The sequence below is a fragment of the Microbacterium sp. LEMMJ01 genome (genome assembly GCF_002114135.1).
Lineage (GTDB): Bacteria > Actinomycetota > Actinomycetes > Actinomycetales > Microbacteriaceae > Microbacterium.
In genome coordinates this window covers 232141-250207 of sequence record NZ_NCTV01000015.1, presented here as the reverse complement: position 1 = coordinate 250207, position 18067 = coordinate 232141, and the positions used below count along the sequence as shown (strand labels likewise).

The 18067-nt window shown below is 71.4% G+C and carries 18 protein-coding genes and 1 tRNA gene; 16 read left to right on the top strand and 3 right to left on the bottom strand.

The genetic code is table 11. The features are described 5' to 3' along the window. Genes folE through B7W94_RS02190 form a run of 8 tightly spaced genes read left to right on the top strand, consistent with a single transcriptional unit; the run spans nt 1 to nt 6135 of the window. On the top strand, nt 1-612 hold the full coding sequence (folE, locus tag B7W94_RS02225; protein ID WP_025104588.1) for a GTP cyclohydrolase I: 612 nt from the start codon (nt 1-3) through the stop codon (nt 610-612). Further along, nucleotides 609-1418 (top strand): dihydropteroate synthase, encoded by an 810-nt coding sequence (gene folP / locus B7W94_RS02220; protein ID WP_025104587.1) that lies wholly within the window; start codon nt 609-611, stop codon nt 1416-1418. The genes folE and folP overlap by 4 nt, the downstream gene beginning before the upstream one ends. Before the next feature lie 34 nt (nt 1419-1452). Continuing rightward, the gene (gene folB / locus B7W94_RS02215) at nt 1453-1848 is read left to right on the top strand and encodes a dihydroneopterin aldolase (protein ID WP_085604020.1); all 396 of its coding nucleotides are present in this window, start codon (nt 1453-1455) and stop codon (nt 1846-1848) included. Then, nucleotides 1845-2384 (top strand): 2-amino-4-hydroxy-6-hydroxymethyldihydropteridine diphosphokinase, encoded by a 540-nt coding sequence (gene folK, locus B7W94_RS02210; RefSeq protein ID WP_085604017.1) that lies wholly within the window; start codon nt 1845-1847, stop codon nt 2382-2384. The genes folB and folK overlap by 4 nt, the downstream gene beginning before the upstream one ends. Next, entirely contained in the window at nt 2381-2863 is a 483-nt protein-coding gene (locus B7W94_RS02205; RefSeq protein WP_025104584.1) for a DUF3180 domain-containing protein, read from the top strand. The genes folK and B7W94_RS02205 overlap by 4 nt, the downstream gene beginning before the upstream one ends. Further along, nucleotides 2814-3395 (top strand): PH domain-containing protein, encoded by a 582-nt coding sequence (locus B7W94_RS02200; protein ID WP_085604014.1) that lies wholly within the window; start codon nt 2814-2816, stop codon nt 3393-3395. The genes B7W94_RS02205 and B7W94_RS02200 overlap by 50 nt, the downstream gene beginning before the upstream one ends. Next, complete coding sequence (locus tag B7W94_RS02195; RefSeq protein WP_085604012.1) at nt 3392-5440, top strand: PH domain-containing protein; 2049 nt, start codon at nt 3392-3394, stop codon at nt 5438-5440. Before B7W94_RS02200 ends, B7W94_RS02195 begins: the two co-directional genes overlap by 4 nt. 2 nt (nt 5441-5442) lie before the next feature. Further along, complete coding sequence (locus tag B7W94_RS02190) at nt 5443-6135, top strand: DUF2520 domain-containing protein (RefSeq protein WP_085604009.1); 693 nt, start codon at nt 5443-5445, stop codon at nt 6133-6135. A gap of 27 nt (nt 6136-6162) precedes the next feature. Here the strand turns inward: B7W94_RS02190 and B7W94_RS02185 are convergent, their stop codons facing one another. Further along, nucleotides 6163-8016: a DUF2207 domain-containing protein gene (locus B7W94_RS02185; protein ID WP_085604006.1), complete on the bottom strand. Its 1854-nt coding sequence runs from the start codon at nt 8014-8016 to the stop codon at nt 6163-6165. Between the two features lie 86 nt (nt 8017-8102). On the opposite strand from B7W94_RS02185, the gene lysS reads away from it, so the two are divergent. Continuing rightward, nucleotides 8103-9635 (top strand): lysine--tRNA ligase, encoded by a 1533-nt coding sequence (lysS, locus tag B7W94_RS02180; protein ID WP_085604003.1) that lies wholly within the window; start codon nt 8103-8105, stop codon nt 9633-9635. Nucleotides 9636-9646: 11 nt separating this feature from the next. On the opposite strand, the gene B7W94_RS02175 is transcribed toward lysS, so the two are convergent. Next, nucleotides 9647-10756 carry a DUF4192 domain-containing protein gene (locus tag B7W94_RS02175; protein WP_085604001.1) on the bottom strand — a complete coding sequence of 370 codons (1110 nt, stop codon included), beginning with the start codon at nt 10754-10756 and terminating at the stop codon, nt 9647-9649. Nucleotides 10757-10868: 112 nt separating this feature from the next. On the opposite strand from B7W94_RS02175, the gene B7W94_RS18030 reads away from it, so the two are divergent. The 3 genes from B7W94_RS18030 (at nt 10869) to B7W94_RS02165 (ending at nt 13393) form a co-directional block, all read left to right on the top strand. Further along, on the top strand, nt 10869-11042 hold the full coding sequence (locus B7W94_RS18030; protein ID WP_164498164.1) for a hypothetical protein: 174 nt from the start codon (nt 10869-10871) through the stop codon (nt 11040-11042). Between the two features lie 86 nt (nt 11043-11128). Continuing rightward, a complete protein-coding gene (gene cls, locus B7W94_RS02170) occupies nt 11129-12589 on the top strand; it encodes a cardiolipin synthase (protein ID WP_025104577.1) in 1461 nt (486 codons plus the stop codon). Nucleotides 12590-12646: 57 nt separating this feature from the next. Next, nucleotides 12647-13393 (top strand): hypothetical protein, encoded by a 747-nt coding sequence (locus B7W94_RS02165; protein ID WP_085603998.1) that lies wholly within the window; start codon nt 12647-12649, stop codon nt 13391-13393. A gap of 14 nt (nt 13394-13407) precedes the next feature. On the opposite strand, the gene B7W94_RS02160 is transcribed toward B7W94_RS02165, so the two are convergent. After that, nucleotides 13408-14406, bottom strand: a complete 999-nt coding sequence (locus tag B7W94_RS02160; protein ID WP_025104575.1) for a diacylglycerol/lipid kinase family protein — start codon at nt 14404-14406, stop codon at nt 13408-13410. Between the two features lie 98 nt (nt 14407-14504). Here B7W94_RS02160 and serS point away from each other — a divergent pair, with 98 nt between their 5' ends. From serS to B7W94_RS02140, 4 genes are all read left to right on the top strand, one after another. Beyond that, nucleotides 14505-15809: a serine--tRNA ligase gene (gene serS, locus B7W94_RS02155; RefSeq protein ID WP_085603995.1), complete on the top strand. Its 1305-nt coding sequence runs from the start codon at nt 14505-14507 to the stop codon at nt 15807-15809. Beyond that, nucleotides 15806-16627: an HAD family hydrolase gene (locus B7W94_RS02150; RefSeq protein ID WP_025104573.1), complete on the top strand. Its 822-nt coding sequence runs from the start codon at nt 15806-15808 to the stop codon at nt 16625-16627. Before serS ends, B7W94_RS02150 begins: the two co-directional genes overlap by 4 nt. A gap of 42 nt (nt 16628-16669) precedes the next feature. Beyond that, nucleotides 16670-16754: transfer RNA gene (locus B7W94_RS02145), tRNA-Ser, on the top strand. A 48-nt stretch (nt 16755-16802) separates the two neighbouring features. Next, complete coding sequence (locus tag B7W94_RS02140; protein ID WP_085603992.1) at nt 16803-18062, top strand: LCP family protein; 1260 nt, start codon at nt 16803-16805, stop codon at nt 18060-18062. The last annotated feature ends 5 nt before the right edge of the window (nt 18063-18067 follow it).

Below are 18067 nucleotides of genomic sequence, written 5' to 3'. Positions count from 1 at the left end.
GTGACCGTCGACAAGGGACGCGTCGAGCGGCTCACCAGGGAACTCCTGGAGGCGATCGGCGAGGACCCCGATCGTCCGGGGATCAAGCAGACGCCCTCGCGGATGGCCGAGCTCTACGCGGAGTTCTTCGCCGGTGTGGGCGAGGATCCCGCCGAGCCGCTCGCCCACACGATCAGCGTGACCCGCGGGCCGGCGCCGGACACCCTGCCGTCCGGCGCGGTGCTGCTGCGCGACATCCGCTTCCGCTCGGTGTGCGAGCACCACCTCCTGCCCTTCGCGGGGCATGCGCACATCGCCTACCTTCCGGGCGAGCAGGTCGTCGGCCTCGGTGCGCTCGTGCGCGTCGTGGAGATCCTCGCCGCGCGGCCGCAGGTGCAGGAGCGGCTGGGGGAGCAGATCGCCGACACGATCGCCGAGAACCTCGACGCGCGCGGCGTGCTCGTCGTGCTCGATGCCAGCCACGGCTGCGTGACGATGCGGGGCGGGCGGCAGACCGAGGCCTCGACGCTGACCATCGCGGCGCGCGGGGTCTACACGGATCCCGTGGCACGCGCGGAGCTGGTGACCCTGATCGGCATGACCGTGCCGGGGGCCGGGACGTCGCGCGCATGACCGGCATCTGGGGCATCGTCAACGTCACCCCCGACTCGTTCAGCGACGGCGGGCGGTATCTCGACGCAGACCGCGCGGTCGCCCACGGCCTTCGCCTGCGCGCGGAAGGGGCGTCCGTCCTCGACGTCGGGGGCGAGTCGACCCGGCCGGGCGCGGAACGCGTCGGGGTGGACGAGGAGCAGCGCCGGGTCCTTCCGGTCGTCGAACAGCTCACGGCGGCCGGCGCCGTCGTCAGCATCGACACCCTCAACGCGTCGACCGCCGCGGCCGCCGTGCGCGCGGGAGCGCGCATCGTCAACGACGTCTCCGGCGGACTGGCCGACCCCGACATGCGCGCCGCGGTGGCGGAGTCGGGTGCCGACTTCGCGATCGGGCACTGGCGGGGCTTCTCCGCCGACATGTACGCGAACGCCGATTACCGCCGCGTCGCCCGAGAGGTGGCCGGCGAACTGCGCGAGCGCATCGGGGAGGCGGCCGCCGCCGGGATCGCGCCCTCCCGCCTGATCGTCGACCCCGGTATCGGGTTCGCCAAGGCCGGTGCCCAGAATTGGGACGTGCTGCGGGGCCTCGACGAGATCGTGGGTCTCGGCTTCCGCGTGCTGGTCGGGACGTCGCGCAAGCGCTTCCTCGCCGACGTGCTGCAGGAGGCGGCCCCGGGCGGTGACGGCGTGTCCGAGGAGCGCCGGGACCTGGCCACCGCGGTGACGAGTGCGCTCGCGATGCGCGCCGGCGCCTGGGCGGTGCGCGTGCACGACGTCGCGGCCACCCGCGACGCCCTCGCGATCACCCGCGCCTGGGAAGGCTGAGTGCGAGGTCGGAGCGTCGCCGTACCCTAGAGGCATGGACTTCCTCGACGAGATCGTGCTGACAGGGCTGACCGTGTTCGGCCACCACGGCGTCTACCCGCACGAGCGGGAGAACGGACAGGAGTTCACGGTCGACCTCCGGCTGCGGCTCTCCCTCGAACAGGCCGCCGCGTCCGACGATGTGGCCGACACCGTGCATTACGGCGAGCTCGCGGAGCGGGTGGCCGCCGTCGTCGCGGGGGAGCCGGTGAACCTCATCGAGACCCTGGCCGAGCGGATCGCGGACGTCGCCCTCGGTGACCGCCGCGTGCAGCAGGTGACCGTCACGGTGCACAAGCCGCAGGCGCCGATCGCCCTGACCTTCGGCGACGTGGCTGTGACGGTGCATCGGACGCGGGCTCCGGAGTCGCTGGAGGACATCACCACATGAGCCGCAACCTCACCCGCCCGCCGGAGGTGCCGGGCCCCCGAGCTCCGCGCCCCGAGACGGTGGCGGTCGTCGCGCTCGGCGCCAATCTCGGAGACCGCGAGGAGACGATCCGCGCCGCGGCCGCGCGCATCGCTCGGCTGCCGCTCGTCTCGGACGTGCGCCTGTCGCGCCTGTTCGAGACGGTGGCGCTGCGCGTGGACGGCCCCGATCCGGACGCCCCCGGGTACGTGAACGCGGTGGCCCTGGTGACCACCCGGCTCGCTCCCGAGATCCTCCTCGGCATGCTGCACGCCATCGAGGACGAGAACGGCCGCGTGCGCGGCGAGCGGTGGGGCGACCGCACCCTCGACCTCGACCTCATCGCCTATGGCGACGTCGTCTCGGACGACCCCCGCATCCAGCTGCCGCATCCGCGGGCGGCGGAGCGGCTGTTCGTCCTGGAGCCGTGGCTCGACGTCGACCCCGACGCCGAGCTCGTGGGGCGCGGCCGGGTCGCCGATCTGGCGGCGGACCTTCGCGCGCGAGGCGAGGGATGAAGCGCACCTCCGCCGGACTTCTCGCCGTCCTCGCGCTCGTCGGCGCCGGGGCCGGCTTCATCCTCGACCAGATGCTCACGGCGACGGGGCGGGCCACGTTCACGCCGTCCCTCTTCCTCCCGGTGCTGCTCGTCCTCATCGCGGGCGCATCGCTCGGGGTGGCCTGGCCGGTGCGGCGCAGCGTCCGCTCCGGGGTGCGCATCGACCCGTTCCGTGCCCTCCGGGCCGCGACCCTCGCGCGGGCGTCGAGTCTGCTGGGGGCGATCCTGGCGGGCTTCGGGGCGGGCCTGCTGGCCTTCCTCCTCACGCGCCCCATCGATCCCCCGATAGGGTCGACTGTGGCCATGGTGGCGCTGATCGCGAGTGCGGTCGTGCTCGTCATCGCCGCTCTCGTCGCCGAACAGTTCTGTACCCTGCCGAAGGATCCTGATGACTCAGAACCCAGAGACCGCGCCCCTGAACCCGGCGGAGGGCACTGACCTCGGCGCCCTCGACCAGGGCACCTACACGGGCCTGCGCGCGGCGCGCAACGAGGCCCGCCTCGAGCTCGACGGCACCTGGCACCAGATCTCGCCGCGCTACGTGGTGTCGCAGATCGTGCAGAACGTCATCTTCCTGGCGATCGTCGTGGCGGCGGCCGTCGTGCTGAACATCGTGCTCGAACAGGATTGGGTGTGGATCCCGGCCGGGGTCATCATCCTCATCACCCTCGTGACGCTGGTGATCCTCCCGCGTCAGGCGCGGGCGATCGGCTACATGCTGCGGGCGGACGACATCGTGTTCCGCAAGGGCATCCTCTGGCAGCGCATGATCGCGGTGCCCTACGGTCGCATGCAGCTCGTCGACATCACCCAGGGGCCGCTCGACCGGGCGTTCGGCATCTCCCAGCTCAAGATGGTCACCGCGGCGGCCACCACCGGCGTGCAGATCCCCGGCCTCACCCAGGCGGCGGCCGAGGCGCTGCGCGACACGCTCATCCAGGTCGCCGAGACCCGCCGGACCGGACTGTGAGCGAGTCGCAGCTCCCCACCGCCGCGCCGGGGCAGACCTCCGCGGGCGCACCGTCGACGCACCTCGCGGACGGCGAATGGCACCGGATGCATCCGCTGACGCCGCTCTTCAAGGGCGGCCTGGCGCTCATCATCGTCGGCGGCATCGTGATCGCGAACATGCGCGACCGCGTCATCGCCTGGCTCGTCGGGCAGTTCGCGCCGGAGGAGGCGCACTACGACGACTACACCGGCGGCGATCCGGTCGACTGGGTGCTCGCCAACAACTTCGCCCTGATCGCGCTGCTGGGTGTCCTGGCGCTCGTCGTGGTGCTCGTGGCCATCTTCTGGTTCGTCTGGCGCTTCCAGCAGTTCCGGATCACCGGGGAGCACGTCGAGGTGCGCAAGGGCATCATCTTCCGGTCGCACCGTCGCGCCCCGCTCGACCGTGTGCAGGGCGTGAACCTCACGCGGCCGTTCCCCGCACGCATCATCGGCCTCGCGAAGCTCGAGGTCGTCGGCGCGGGCACCGACGCGAACGTCGCGCTGGAATACCTGGCGACGCCGCGCGCCGAAGGCGTGCGCGCCGAGATCCTGCGCCTGGCCTCCGGTGCGCGAGCCGCTCGGCACGCGGCGTTGGATCCGCAGAGCGGCGCGACGTCCGGCGGCACCGCTCCGGTTACCGCGCGTGCACAGCTCGTCGGCTCGATGAACGAGGGCGTCAACGGCCTGCTCGCCGGCGTGGACCTGCAGGACGTCGTCCCCGAGAGCGTCGTCAAGATCCCGGCCGGCCGGCTGATCGGCTCGCAGCTCATCTCCGGGTTGCTGTGGCTGGTCTTCTTCGGCGTGATCTTCGCGATCGCGATCGGGAGCACCCTCATCGGCATCCTCGTCGACGGCGATCCCGACGGCGGGGTGGTGCTGCTGGGCATCGGGCTCGGCATGGGCGTCCCCATGGTCATCGCCGTGGTCGGTATCACGTGGGCGCAGATCTCCAAGTCGCTGCGCTACTCCATCGCGCCCACCCCCGACGGCGTGCGCATCACCTACGGCCTACTCACCACGGTCACCGAGACCCTTCCGCCGGGCCGCATCTTCGCGGTCGAGGTGTCGCAGTCCCTGCTGTGGCGGCCGTTCGGCTGGTGGACCATCAAGATCAACCGCATGAGCGGCAAGAGCGCCGCGCAGCAGTCGTCGAGCAGCGGTCAGCAGTTCAACGTCGTGCTCCCGGTCGGCAAGCGCGCGGACGTGGAGCGCGTGTTGTCGCTCGTGCTGCCCGACGTGCCGGCCGAGAGCATCCCCGCGCTGTGGGACCAGGGTGTCGTCGGTCCGACCGACACCGACCCCTATCGGACGATGCCGCGCCGGGCCTGGTGGCGGCGACCGTTCTCCTGGAAGCGTCACGGATACACGGTGACCTCGGACGGCCTGCTCCTGCGCCGCGGAATCGTGTGGCGCAAGCTCGCGGTCTTCCCGCTCGCGCGTCTCCAGGGCGTGTCGCTGAGCCAGGGGCCCATCGACCGGGCCCAGGGGGTCTCCGGTGCACAGGTGCACACCGTGCCCGGGCCGATCACCGGCCTCCTCTCCGGGCTCGAGCGCGCGGACGCCCTCGCACTGCTCAACGAGGTCAGCGTCGCCGCGGCCGAGGCGGCGTCCCGAGACCACACGCACCGCTGGAGCGAGCACGCCGCGGGAGATCCGGTGGCGCCGCCCGCTCCGCCGGTGTTCGGTGGTCCTGCGACGCCGGCGTCTCCCGCGTTCGGAGGGGCGGCATCCGCTGCGCCCGCTGCGCCCGCTCCGTTCGCGCCGCCGGCTCCGTTCGCGCCGCCTGCTCCGCCGACCGGTGTTCCGGGGTCGGCGACTCCGCCGGTCCCGCCCGTCCGGACTCCTCCGGTGACGCCGCCGCCTGCTCCGCCGGTCACGGCGCCTCCGGTCGCGCCGCCGCCTGCTCCGCCGGTCGCGCCGCCACCGCCGCAGACGGCTGCCCCCTCGACCTCTCCCTCGCCGACCGGCCCGACCCCGCCACCCACCCCGCCGGCGCGACCGGACACGTCGCGCGAGGAGTGAGCGTGGTGCGCGACGGGCGCCTGGGCGTCGGCATCGTCGGGGCCGGGCGCGTCGGTCCGGTGATCGGCGCGGCACTGGCCGGAGCCGGGCACGCGATCGTCGGGATCACGAGCGGATCGGACGACGAGCGTGCGTCCGCGGTGCTCCCGGGCGTCCCGGTGCTGGACACGCAGGAGGTCGTGCGGCGCGCCGAACTGGTGATCCTCGCGGTCCCCTCCGCCGAGCTTCCGTCCCTCGTCTCGGGCATCGCGGAGGTCGGCGGGTGGCAGATCGGCCAGCTCGTCCTGCACACCGATCCGGCGCAGGGCATCGAGGTCCTGCGCCCGGCGGCGGAGCGCGGTGCCATCCCGTTGGCGGTGCACCCGGCGATCACGTTCACGGGGACCTCGATCGACCTCCGACAGCTGCAGGCGGGCTTCGCGGCGGTCACCGCTCCCGCCGCCGTGCTCCCGATCGCCCAGGCGCTGGCCGTGGAGATGGGGTGCGAACCGGTGGTCATCGCGGAAGCCGACCGTGCCGTCTACGCCGACGCGATCGCCACGGCCACGGAGTTCTCCCGCTCGATCATCGGACAATCGACCTCGCGGCTCCGTGACATCGGGGTCGAGAACCCGGGTGGCTTCCTGTCGGCTCTGGTGCAGTCGACGGTCGAGCGGGCGCTGCGCGACGCCTCGGACCCGCCCCCGCTGGTCTGATCGCCTTCCCGGCGCGGTGTCTCGGGCTCAGCGTCCGCCGGAGAAGCCGCCTCCGCCTCCGCCCCCGGAGAACCCGCCGCCGAACGAGCCGCCGGTAGCGGACGAGGTGCCGGTGGACGGGGCCGAGTAGGTCGCGGCCGCGGTCGAGGAGCTCATGAACGCCACGAGCGACGTGCGGAGAGCGAAGGACGTGGGGTCGCCGATCCAGGTCGGGCCGTGCGCCTCCCGGCTGTACGCACTCTCCAGCACCCGGCCCCACTCGTCCTCCATGCCGAACAGCATCGCGTAGGGGAGGAGGCGCTCGTAGACATGGATGACGTCCGCCCCCTCCTCGGTGCGCCGTTCCGCGCCGGTGTAGGACTGCAGCATCCGCAACCGATCCTCCTCCGCGACCCGGATGAACTCGCGCACCCCCTGCAGATGCTCGTACGCCTGCGCACCTTCCGGCGTCAGCACCGTGTGCCGCGAGAAGGTGAAGAAACTCGAGGCCGCGACGAGCAGCGTCCCGACGGAGATGGCGAGAAGCGCGGGGCCGGCGGACAGGCGTCCGGATGCCACGGCCACGATGGCGACGACGAGACCGGCCACGGCGAGGGCGATGGCCACGGACTGCAGGATGACGGCAGCGCGGCTGCGCGCCGTGGTCGTCAGACCGCGGCGGGAGGCCTCCTCCTGGCCCTTCGTCGTCAGCGCGGTCATCCGCGTCGCGAAGGCCTCGCTCTCGGTCGGCAGGTCCACGACGCCGTCCGCATCCGCGTGGAGGAAGAGCGCGTCGAGCGCAGCCTGATCGAGGGGGCTCGGCGCCCTGCCGTGGGGCTGTCGTCGCAGCCGGGGCGCTTCGGCTGACGTGCCTTCCTCGATGCGCAGGGCGCCGCGGACGGCGAGGTGCACGATCTCGGCGGGCACCACGTTCTCGGCACCAGGGAGGAGCGCGGCCGCGAGGAGGGGAGGCTGGTCGTCGGGGACCTCGTACTGCGCCACGATGATCCCGCTGGCGCGGCGCCGACGTCGTCCCGAGCCCACCGTGGCCGCCCACCCGGCCGCGGACAGGCCGACGGCGCCGACCGCGGCGAGCACGGGCCCGAGGTCGGCGACGGGATCGGGCTGGCGGGCGGCCGGCTGGGTCACGGTCCCCGGTGCGAAGCCGACGGCCACCGTCACCCCGTCCCCGGCGGGAAGCGACCGGGTCTCGACATGGAACGTCGCGCCCTCCCCGCCCGCGATCGGCCCCGCGAGCTCGCAGGGAGCCGTGGATCCGGCAGGGCCGATGTAGCATCTCGTCGCGCCGGTGAGGTGGGTGGCCAGTGCCGCGTCGAAGCGGATGTCGGCCCGGAACGCCTCGATCGGCTGCGTGCTGTCGAGGGGGAGGAGATCCCAGTAGAACTCGTCCGCGGTGCGGGAACCCGACGCGTCCGGAGCGCTGCCGACGATGATGTCGCGCATCTCGTATTCGATGACATAGGTGGTCAGGCCGTGGACGAAGTCGTCGTCGCCGGTGAGGACGAAGAGCGTCCCGTCGTCCTCGTCGGTCTCGTACGGGACCGCGGCTCCGTCCTCGTCGGTGACCGCGAGCACCCGGGTGTCGAGGGCGGCGTCCTTGTACGTCGTCGCCAGCCCCCGCACGATGCCGCGGTTCTGGTCGGCGTCGGGGAATCGCGCGACGACGGTCTCCGTCACCTGCATGCGCGCCCGCCCGTCCTCGTCGAGCCCGACGTCGTACACCGCGTCCCAGGAGGCGTAGGAGAAGTCGTCCACGTCGGCGGCGGAGACGACGGTGGTGGCGGTCGCCGGGGCCGCCGCGACGGCGATCTCCGGCGCGAGGAGGGGGACGGTGGCGAGAGCGACGACGGCGCTCGCGCGGAGGATCCGAGTGGGGGCCATGCCTCGAGGCTACCCAGCACGCCGCGCGGCGAGGACGTCCCGCGCCATCTCGGTAAACTGGGGAGGACTTCCAAGGAGCCCCGCACATGACTGACGCGCCCGCCGCGCCCGAAACGGCCTCGGCCGCCCCTTCCGCCGAAGAGGACATCCACGAGCAGAAGGCCGTCCGCCTCGCCAAGCGCGAGCGTCTGATCGAGAAGCGCACGGACGCCGGCGGCGGTGCGTTCCCGGTCGCGGTGCCCGTGACGCACAGCATTCCCGCGCTGCGCGCGGAGTACGGAGACCTCGAGCCCGGCGCCGAGACCGGCGTCGTCGTCGGTGTCGCCGGCCGCGTGGTGTTCAGCCGCAACACCGGCAAGCTCTGCTTCGCGACGCTCCAGGCCGGCGACGGCTCCCGGATCCAGGCGATGGTCTCCCTCGCCAACGTCGGCGAGGAGTCGCTCGCGGACTGGAAGGAGTACGTCGACCTCGGCGACCATGTCTTCGTGCACGGTGAGGTCATCTCCAGCCGTCGAGGCGAGCTGTCGATCATGGCGGACGACTGGGCCATCGCGTCGAAGGCGATCCTCCCGCTGCCCAACGCCTACGCCGAGCTGAGCGAAGAAGGACGCGTCCGCAGTCGCTACCTCGACCTCATCGTCCGGGAGCAGGCGCGGACGACCGTGCGTGCGCGTGCGGCGGTGAACGCGAGCCTGCGGGCGACGTTCGCCTCCCACGGCTACCTCGAGGTGGAGACGCCCATGCTGCAGGTGCAGCACGGCGGCGCGTCCGCTCGCCCGTTCGTCACCCACTCCAATGCGTTCGACACGGAGCTCTACCTCCGCATCGCCCCGGAGCTGTACCTCAAGCGCGCGGTCGTCGGCGGCATCGAGCGGGTCTTCGAGATCAACCGGAACTTCCGCAACGAGGGCGCCGACTCCACGCACAGCCCGGAGTTCGCGATGCTCGAGGCCTACCAGGCCTACGGCGACTACAACCAGATGGCGGCACTGACGCAGGAACTCGTGCAGCAGGCGGCGATCGCGGTGGCCGGGTCGACCACGGTGACGTGGGCGGACGGCACCGAATACGACCTGGGTGGCGAGTGGGACCGCATCTCGATGTACGAGTCGCTGTCGGCCGCGTCCGGGCGGACCGTCACGCCGACGGACGCCGTCGCGGACCTGATCGCCTTCGCCGAGGCGAACGGCGTCGACGTGCCGCCTCAGGCCACGCACGGCAAGCTCGTCGAGGAGCTCTGGGAGCACTTCGTGAAGGGCGACCTCGTCCGGCCGACGTTCGTCATGGACTTCCCCGTCGACACCTCCCCGCTCGTGCGAGAGCACCGCTCCGTCGAGGGCGTCGTGGAGAAGTGGGACCTCTACATCCGTGGATTCGAGCTGGCGACCGGGTACTCCGAGCTCGTGGACCCGGTCATCCAGCGTGAGCGGTTCGAGGAGCAGGCGAAGCTCGCCGCCCGCGGCGACGTCGAGGCCATGCCGATCGACCAGGAGTTCCTCCGGGCTCTGGAGCACGGCATGCCGCCGTCCGGAGGGATGGGCATGGGCATCGACCGTCTCCTGATGGCGATCACCGGCCTGGGGATCCGCGAGACCATCCTCTTCCCGCTCGTCAAGTAGCAGCGGGGCGCTCATTCTCCTCGCCGCCCACGGAAGGCCCACTCCGGCAGGACCGCACCGCCGATCATGGCGTCGAGCAGTAGCGCGAGACTGTACGTCGGGTCGATCTCCCGCGCCATCTCGAGGTAGCGGCCCGCGTGCGTGGCGCGACCGAGCGCCCAGGACAACCAGGCCGCGACGGTGAGCGGGCCGGGGCGTGCCTCCCGCGGGGCTCGTGCCGTGGCCTCGCGTACGGCACGAAGCGCGGTGCGGAGTCGCTCGCCGTCCGGCGCCGTGCCGCGGCCGAGGAACACACGCCCGATGTCGTCGGGCACGGGTGCCCCGGCGGCGGTGAAGGCGAGCTGCGCCTCCATGGTGCGGATGCCCTGACGGTGATCGGTCGCCCACTGCGCGATCGCCGTGTCGCGGACCGGTGGTCGCCCCAGGCACCACACGAGCGCGGCGGCGGTGAGGGGCGGGAGCGGATCCGAGGCCTCGAGAACCGATTCGAGGAACGCGGGGATGTCGTCGAGCAGAGCGGCGGCGGCGATCACCTGCGGCTCGCCGGCGCGCGTCGTGCGCTCCGGACCGAGCGCACGGTCGAGGCCGTGCAGGATGCGGGCGACCTGGCGGGCCTCCGCCGCAGGGGCGGATGGCAACGCCGCTCCGGAGAACTGGTCTCCCGAGACATCGCCGAGCGCGGCGGCCCCGGGCGGCGGAACGATGTCGGTCAGCGGATGCAGCACCGGATCGGTGTCCTCGTACCGGCTCCAGCCCTCCGGCGTCACGCACAGGGCCTCGACCACTCGGAGCCCCGCGCCCTCGGCGCAACCCAGAAGCGTGTCGACCGCCACCGCGTGCGGAAGCACGAGGCCGTCCGGCGTCTGCTCCGCCGGGGTGTCGGTGTAGACGACGACGGCCAGGGCGTCGGTCCCCGGCACCCGGACGACCAGGTCGACCGCCGCCGTGGCGTAGTGGAGGACGGGGATGACGTGATCGGGGAGGTCGAGGCGCATCGCCCCGTCGCTGCGGGAGCCCCGGAACGGGAGGAGGACGATGCTCTCGCGTGGCGTGAAGCCGGCGAGGGCGGGCACGATGGCCAGGAACTGGGCGGAGTCGGAGGCGCGGAGCACGGTTGTCATGAGGAGAGGGTGACGTTTCTGCGCACGTGACGGGGCACCGGAGGGGCGCTGTGGATGAGAATCCTGGGAAGCGCCACCTGTGCACGAGTAGTCGCTCGCGTACGATGGACGCATGGACAACTTCTGGCTCGCCGCGGCATGGTCGCTCCTGCCGACGGTCGGCGTCAGCATCGTCTTCTTCGTCGTGCTTCGCGGCATCCTCCGGTTCGATCGCACGGAGCGCAAGGTGCACGCGCAGATCGAGGCCGAGGAACGCGCCGCGCGCGGGCTGCCGCCGCGCCCCTGAGTCCGACCCATCCGCTACTGTGAAGCGAGCGCGCCCGGTCCGGCGCGCCCCGGGGTGACCATCCTCGGTGTGGGTGAGGGGGCGAGATGACCGCGGAGTCCTGGGGATGGTGGGTCGCCGCCTTCGTCCTGGTGCTCGACATCATCATCCGCGTCACCGCGATCATCGTCATCCCGCGCAACCGCCGTCCCACCGCGGCGATGGCCTGGCTCCTCGCCGTGTTCTTCATCCCGGTGGTCGGCGTCTTCCTGTTCCTGCTGATCGGGAACCCCCGCCTGCCGCGCGCACGCCGGCGCAAGCAGGAGCAGATCAACCAGTACATCGCGGAGACCAGCGAGCACCTCCACTTCGGGACGCTCCGGCCGAACGCCCCCGCCTGGTTCGGGCCGATCGTGCAGATGAACCAGCGTCTCGGCGCCCTGCCGCTCTCCGGCGACAACGGCGCCCACCTCATCTCCGACTACCAGGAGTCGCTCGACGAGATGGCGGAGGCCATCCGCACGGCGCAGGAGTACGTGCACGTCGAGTTCTACATCCTGCAGTCCGACGACTCGACGGACAACTTCTTCCGCGCCCTCGAAGAGGTGGCTGCGCGGGGTGTGGCCGTGCGCGTGCTCCTCGACCACTGGGCGAACCGGGGCAAGCCGCGCTACCGCCAGACCATCGCCCGCCTGAACGACATGGGTGCGGAGTGGCACCTGATGCTTCCCGTGCAGCCGCTCAAGGGCAAGATGCAGCGCCCGGATCTTCGCAATCACCGCAAGCTCCTCGTCGTGGACGGCAACATCGCCTTCCTGGGGTCGCAGAACATCACGGACTCCACCTACAACCTGCCGAAGAACATCCGGCGGGGCCTGCACTGGGTCGACCTGATGGTCCGCCTGGACGGGCCGGTGGTGCTGAGCGTCAACGCGATCTTCCTCAGCGACTGGTACAGCGAGACGGACGTCGTGCTCGAGGAGATCGACATCTCGCACGCCAACATCGGCTCCGGCGACCTGGACTGTCAGGTGGTGCCGTCCGGCCCGGGCTTCGAGGTGGAGAACAACCTGCGGCTCTTCCTCGCCCTCCTGTACGCGGCGAAGAAGCAGATCATGATCGTCAGTCCCTACTTCGTCCCGGACGAGGCCCTGCTGCTCGCGGTCACCGCGGCCGTCGACCGCGGTGTCGAGGTGCAGCTGTTCGTCTCGGAGGAGGGCGACCAGGCGATGGTCTACCACGCCCAGCGCAGCTACTACGAGGCGCTGCTCCGGGCGGGCGTGCGGATCTGGATGTACCGGAAGCCCTACATCCTCCACACCAAGAGCCTGACGATCGACGACGAGGTGGCCGTCATCGGCTCCAGCAACATGGACATGCGCTCCTTCGGTCTGAACCTCGAGGTCTCGATGCTCGTGCGCGGCGAGGAGTTCGTCGCCGAGATGCGCGAGGTCGAGGACAAGTACCGGTCGCTGAGCCGGGAGCTGACGCTCGAGGAGTGGCTGCAGCAGCCGCTGCGCTCCACCGTGCTCGACAATCTCGCGCGGCTCACCTCCGCTCTGCAGTGATCGCGCGATCCGTCAACCCCGGTTTCGAGGAGCGGAACCCGCCGCTACCCTGAGGGCATGACTCCCCGCAGGCTCGTGCTCGCCGTGTCCTCCGCGCTCGCCGCGGCCCTCGTCCTCGCCGGCTGCACGGTCGGTCCCGGCGGAGCCGCACCGCATTCGACGTCCGACCCCTCCAGCGGCCCGGGAAGCGCCGGGAGCGCGGACGACCAGGACGACATGGACGGAGCGCTCCTCGACGACGGGCGGATGTTCGCTGTCGTCAGCTGGGGGTCGTCGACCTGCCTCCCCCAGGTGGACGAGGTGTCCGCCGAAGGGCAGCGGGTCTCCGTCACGCTCGTCGAGCCGGAAGGTGACGGCGCCACGGAGCAGGCCTGCACGGCGGACCTCGCGCCCCGGGCCAGCCTCGGAGCGCTGCCGGACGGCGTCGACCCGACCAAGGACGTGACGCTGGTGGTGACGTACGGCGACCTGATCGACGAGATCGACGTCGACGGCGACCCCGCCGCCACGGCCACTCCCGGTTCGTCGACCGAGTACCAGCCGTCCGCGGCCTGGTTCGACGACGGCGGTCTGGTGCTGCTGACCTGGGGCTCCTCCAGCTGCGCTCCGGTCGTCGACTCCGTCGAAGCGGACGGCTCGACGGGCACCGTGACCTTCGTCACGGACGAGGATCAGGTGTGCACCATGGACATGGCGCCGCGGGCCACGGTGGTCGAGTTCGCCGAGGACGAGGTCGACGACGACGCCCCGTTCGAGCTGACGCTCGTCGGCGGCGGTCTCGACGGCACGGTCGAGGTCCGCTGAGCCCGACGCCCTCGTCAGAGGATGTGCACCGGGTGACCGGTGGGCAGCGCGAGTAGAAGCGCGCCGGGGTCGGCTCGACACGTGAGGTGCACGGCCTCGCCGAACTCGTCGCCGTCGAGCTCGACGGGTGTGGGGGCGGAGGCGGCGGCCTCGGCGCGGGCACCGCGGAAGTAGTGCACCGAGGCATCCGTGCCGCGGCGCTCGAGCACGAACCGACCGGCTCGTGAGCGGCGCAGCACGGAGTTGTCCCACCAGATCTTGCGCCAGACCCCGAGCCAGCCGAGCACGCCGGTCGGCTGGATGACCGCCACGTCGAGGGTCGCATCGGTGATGGAGGCGTCCGGGATGAGGGAGATGCCGGCCGGAAGCGTGCCGCAGTTCGCGAACAGGATGCTGTGCACCTTGGTGGAATGCAGGCGCCCCGTGCCGATCTGGTACACCGCCCGGAAGGGCTTGGCGCGGGGGAGGGATCGGGCGGCGCCGTCGACGTAGGCGATCCAGCCGACGGACTTCTTCAGGTCGGCACGGGTGTTCGCGATCATGTCGGCGTCGAGGCCGATGCCGGCGAGCACGACGAAGGCATGCTCCTCCTCGGAGCCGTCCTCCCTGGTCATCCGCGCCCAGCCGATGTCGATCGGATGACGGAAGTCGCCGAGGGCGGCGCGGATCATCTCCGCCGGGTCGGCCAGCGGCAGCCCGAGATTCCGGGCGAGGAGGTTCCCGGTGCCGCTCGGCAGGATGGCGAGGGGGACCCCCGTGCCGGCGATGGCCTCCGCGACGGCGCGCACCGTCCCGTCTCCGCCGGCCACGAGCACCACATCCACGCCGCGCGCCAGTGCCTCGGCCGTCGCCCCCTGGCCCGCATCCTCCACGGTCGTCGGATAGAAGGCGGGGTGATCCCATCCCGCCTCTCGGGACAGATCGCGGACCTGCGCGCGCAGGCGCTTCCCGTCGACCTTCACGGGGTTGTACACGAGCGCCGCCTGCTTCAGAACGCGGGGACTCGTGGTCATGGCGCTACTCTAGACCGGCATCCGCCGAGGGGCGGGACGCCGGTGGAGGGAAAACCAGGACGCCCGGTCCCGCGCCGCGCACCTCGTAGACTTGCGGGATGATCGACCTCGCACTCCTCCGCGAAAATCCGGAGATCGTCCGCCGTTCGCAGGCTGCCCGTGGCACCGACCAGAGCACCGTCGACGTCGCACTCGAGGCCGACCGATCGCGCCGCGCGGCACTGGCCGCGTTCGAGGAGCTGCGCGCGGAGCAGAACGCCTTCGGCAAGCAGGTCGCGAAGGCGCCCAAGGAGGAGAAGGCCGCGCTGGTCGCGCAGGCCAAGGACCTCGCCGACCGGGTCAAGCAGGCCCAGCACGCGGCCAACGAGGCCGCCGACGCCGCGGCCGCGGCCCTCGCCCGGATCGAGAACGTCGTCATCGACGGTGTTCCCGCCGGCGGTGAGGAGGACTTCGTCGAGCTGCGGCGCGTCGGGGAGGTGCCGGCGTTCGACTTCGAGCCGCGGGATCACCTCGAGCTCGGGGAGATGCTCGGCGCGATCGACATGGAGCGCGGTGCCAAGGTCTCCGGTGCGCGGTTCTACTTCCTCCGCGGAATCGGTGCCCGCCTCGAGATCGCGCTCATGAACCTCGCCCTCGACAAGGCGCTGCAGAACGGCTTCGTCCCGCTGATCACGCCCACGCTCGTGCGTCCGGAGATCATGCAGGGCACCGGCTTCCTCGGCGAGCACGCCGATGAGGTCTACCACCTCGACAAGGACGACGACCTCTACCTCGTCGGCACCAGCGAGGTCGCGCTCGCCGGGTACCACAAGGACGAGATCGTCGACCTCGCGCGTGGGGCCCTCCGTTACGCCGGATGGTCGACCTGCTACCGCCGGGAGGCCGGCTCGCACGGCAAGGACACCCGCGGAATCATCCGCGTGCACCAGTTCAACAAGCTGGAGATGTTCGTCTACACCACGGCCGAGGACGCCGAGGCGGAGCACCTGCGGCTCGTCGCGCTGCAGGAGGAGATGCTGACCTCGCTCGGCCTCGCCTACCGGGTGATCGACGTCGCCGCAGGAGACCTCGGGTCGAGCGCGGCGCGGAAGTACGACATCGAGGCCTGGGTGCCCACTCAGGGCGCCTTCCGCGAGCTGACCTCCACGTCGAACTGCACGACCTTCCAGGCGCGGCGTCTCGACGTCCGGTACCGCCCGGCCGCGGAGGACGGCGGCACGGCGCCGAAGACCCAGCACGTCGCGACGCTCAACGGCACGCTCGCGACCACGCGCTGGATCGTCGCCCTGCTCGAGACGCACCAGCAGGCGGACGGCTCGGTGCGGGTCCCCGAGGTCCTGCGCCCCTACCTCGGCGGACTCGAGGTGATCCGCCCGCTCGCCGACGAGCAGGCCGCCCGATGACAGCCCCCTGGCTGGTCGGCCTCGACGTCGACGGGACGATCCTCCTGCAGGACGAGACGATGAGCCCCGGCGTGCCCGAGGCCGTCGCCCGGGTGCGGGACGCGGGTCATGTGGTGACCATCGCGACGGGACGCAGCTGGATGGCGACCCGCCGCTACGTGGAGGAGCTCGGGCTGACCGCGGACTACGTGGTGTGCTCCAACGGTGCGGTGACCATGCGCCGTGACGGCGACGAGTGGGAGCGCTGGCACGTCGAGACCTTCGACCCGACGCCGGTGCTCGCCCTGCTCCAGGAGCGCCTTCCGGACGCGCGCTACATGGTCGAGCTCGGGTCGGGGCAGCGGCTGTTCACCGAGCAGCTCGATGACTGGACGCTCGACGGCGGCCGCCAGGTCGACTTCGAGGAGCTCGGGGCCCTCCCCGTCTCCCGCATCGTGGTCGTCTCGCCCGGACACGACGAGGACGACTTCCACCGACTCGTCGCCGACGCCGGGCTCAACGAGGTCTCGTATGCGATCGGCTGGACGGCGTGGCTGGACATCGCCCCGCAGGGCGTCGACAAGGGGACGGCGCTGGAGCGCGTGCGCGACGAGCTCGGCCTCGACGCGGCCCGGGTCCTCGTCGCCGGGGACGGACGCAACGACATCGGCATGTTCGGCTGGGCGCGCACCGGCGGCGGCCGCGCCGTGGCCATGGGGCAGGCGCCCGCCGAGGTGAAGGACGCCGCGGGTGAGGTGACCGCCGACGTCGAGCAGGGAGGGCTGGCGGCGGCGCTGAACACGCTTCCAGCACCCGCCCAGGTCGACGCAGGAGAATAGAACTCGGCTAGACTCGCGCCTGGTCGGCAGATGTTTCTGTCGGGAGGGTTGTCCGAGCGGCCGATGGAGCTGGTCTTGAAAACCAGTGGGCAGAGATGTCTCGTGGGTTCGAATCCCACACCCTCCGCTTCCTGAGCGCGGTACCCCCGCCGTCGCTGAATTCGAAAGGGCCCGAGTGAGCGAGAACACCCGCCGCCGCCGCACCGTCGCGCGACATGGTCAGCTGCGCTCGCCCGGCGCCGCCAGTCAGCTGCTCAAGCTCCTCGCGATCAGCATGGCGGTGGTGCTCGTCAGCGGCATCGGGGTCGCGGCCTACATCTGGTTCGACTTCTCGAGCACGGTCTCGGCGAACGCCGTCGACCTCGACGGCCAGGAAGACCTCCCGCCGGACATCAGCGCGTACAAGGGCGGGTTCAACCTCGTCCTCACCGGCGTCGACACGTGCGAGGACGACTACAAGCAGTACTTCGGCGACCGGTGCACGGGCGGCGACGCCGAGGGCACCCTCAACGACGTGAACCTGCTCGTGCACGTCTCGGAGGAGCCGCGGCGGATCACGGTCGTCAGCTTCCCTCGCGACCTGATGATCCCGATCCCGTCCTGTGAGGACGAGGACGGCAACGCCACCGCCGCGATGAGCAAGCAGCCCCTGAACGTCGCGTACACCGACGGCGGGCTGAACTGCGTCGTCCGCACGATCTCCGCCCTCACGGACCAGGAGGTGCAGTTCGCCGCCTCCGTGACGTTCGGCGGCGTCATCGAGATCACCAACGCGATCGGCGGCGTCGACGTCTGCCTCGCCAACCCGATCCGCGACCGCTACACCGGTCTCGACATGGCCGCCGGCACCCACACCGTCCAGGGCCTCGAAGCCCTGCAGTTCCTCCGCACCCGGCACGGTGTCGGCGACGGCAGCGACCTCGGCCGCATCGGCAACCAGCAGCAGTACATGTCCAGCCTCGCGCGCAAGCTCATCAGCGGTGAGGTGCTGGGCAACGTGCCGGTCATGCTGAAGCTCGCCAACACCGGCATCCAGAACCTGGAGACGAGCACGTCGCTCGCCGATCCCATGATGATCGTGCAGATCGCGCTCGCCGTGAAGTCGGTGCCCTTCGAGGACATCGTGTTCGTGCAGTACCCGACGCTGACCGACTGGAACGACCCGAACAAGGTCGTGCCGAACGAGGAGGCCGCCGTCGCGCTCTGGGACGCGATCGAGGCCAACGCCCAGCTGCAGATCACTCACGAGAACACCAGCAACGACGGCGTCGTCGTGCAGGACCCGACGACTCCGACCGAGCCGACCGAGCCCGCCGAACCGACGCAGGAGGCGACGCCGACGCCGACGACCGCCCCGGACGTCGTGGCGCTGCCGGATTCGATCAAGGGCAACTCCGCCGCCCAGCAGACCTGCTCGAACGGCAACGTGCGCTGATCGCC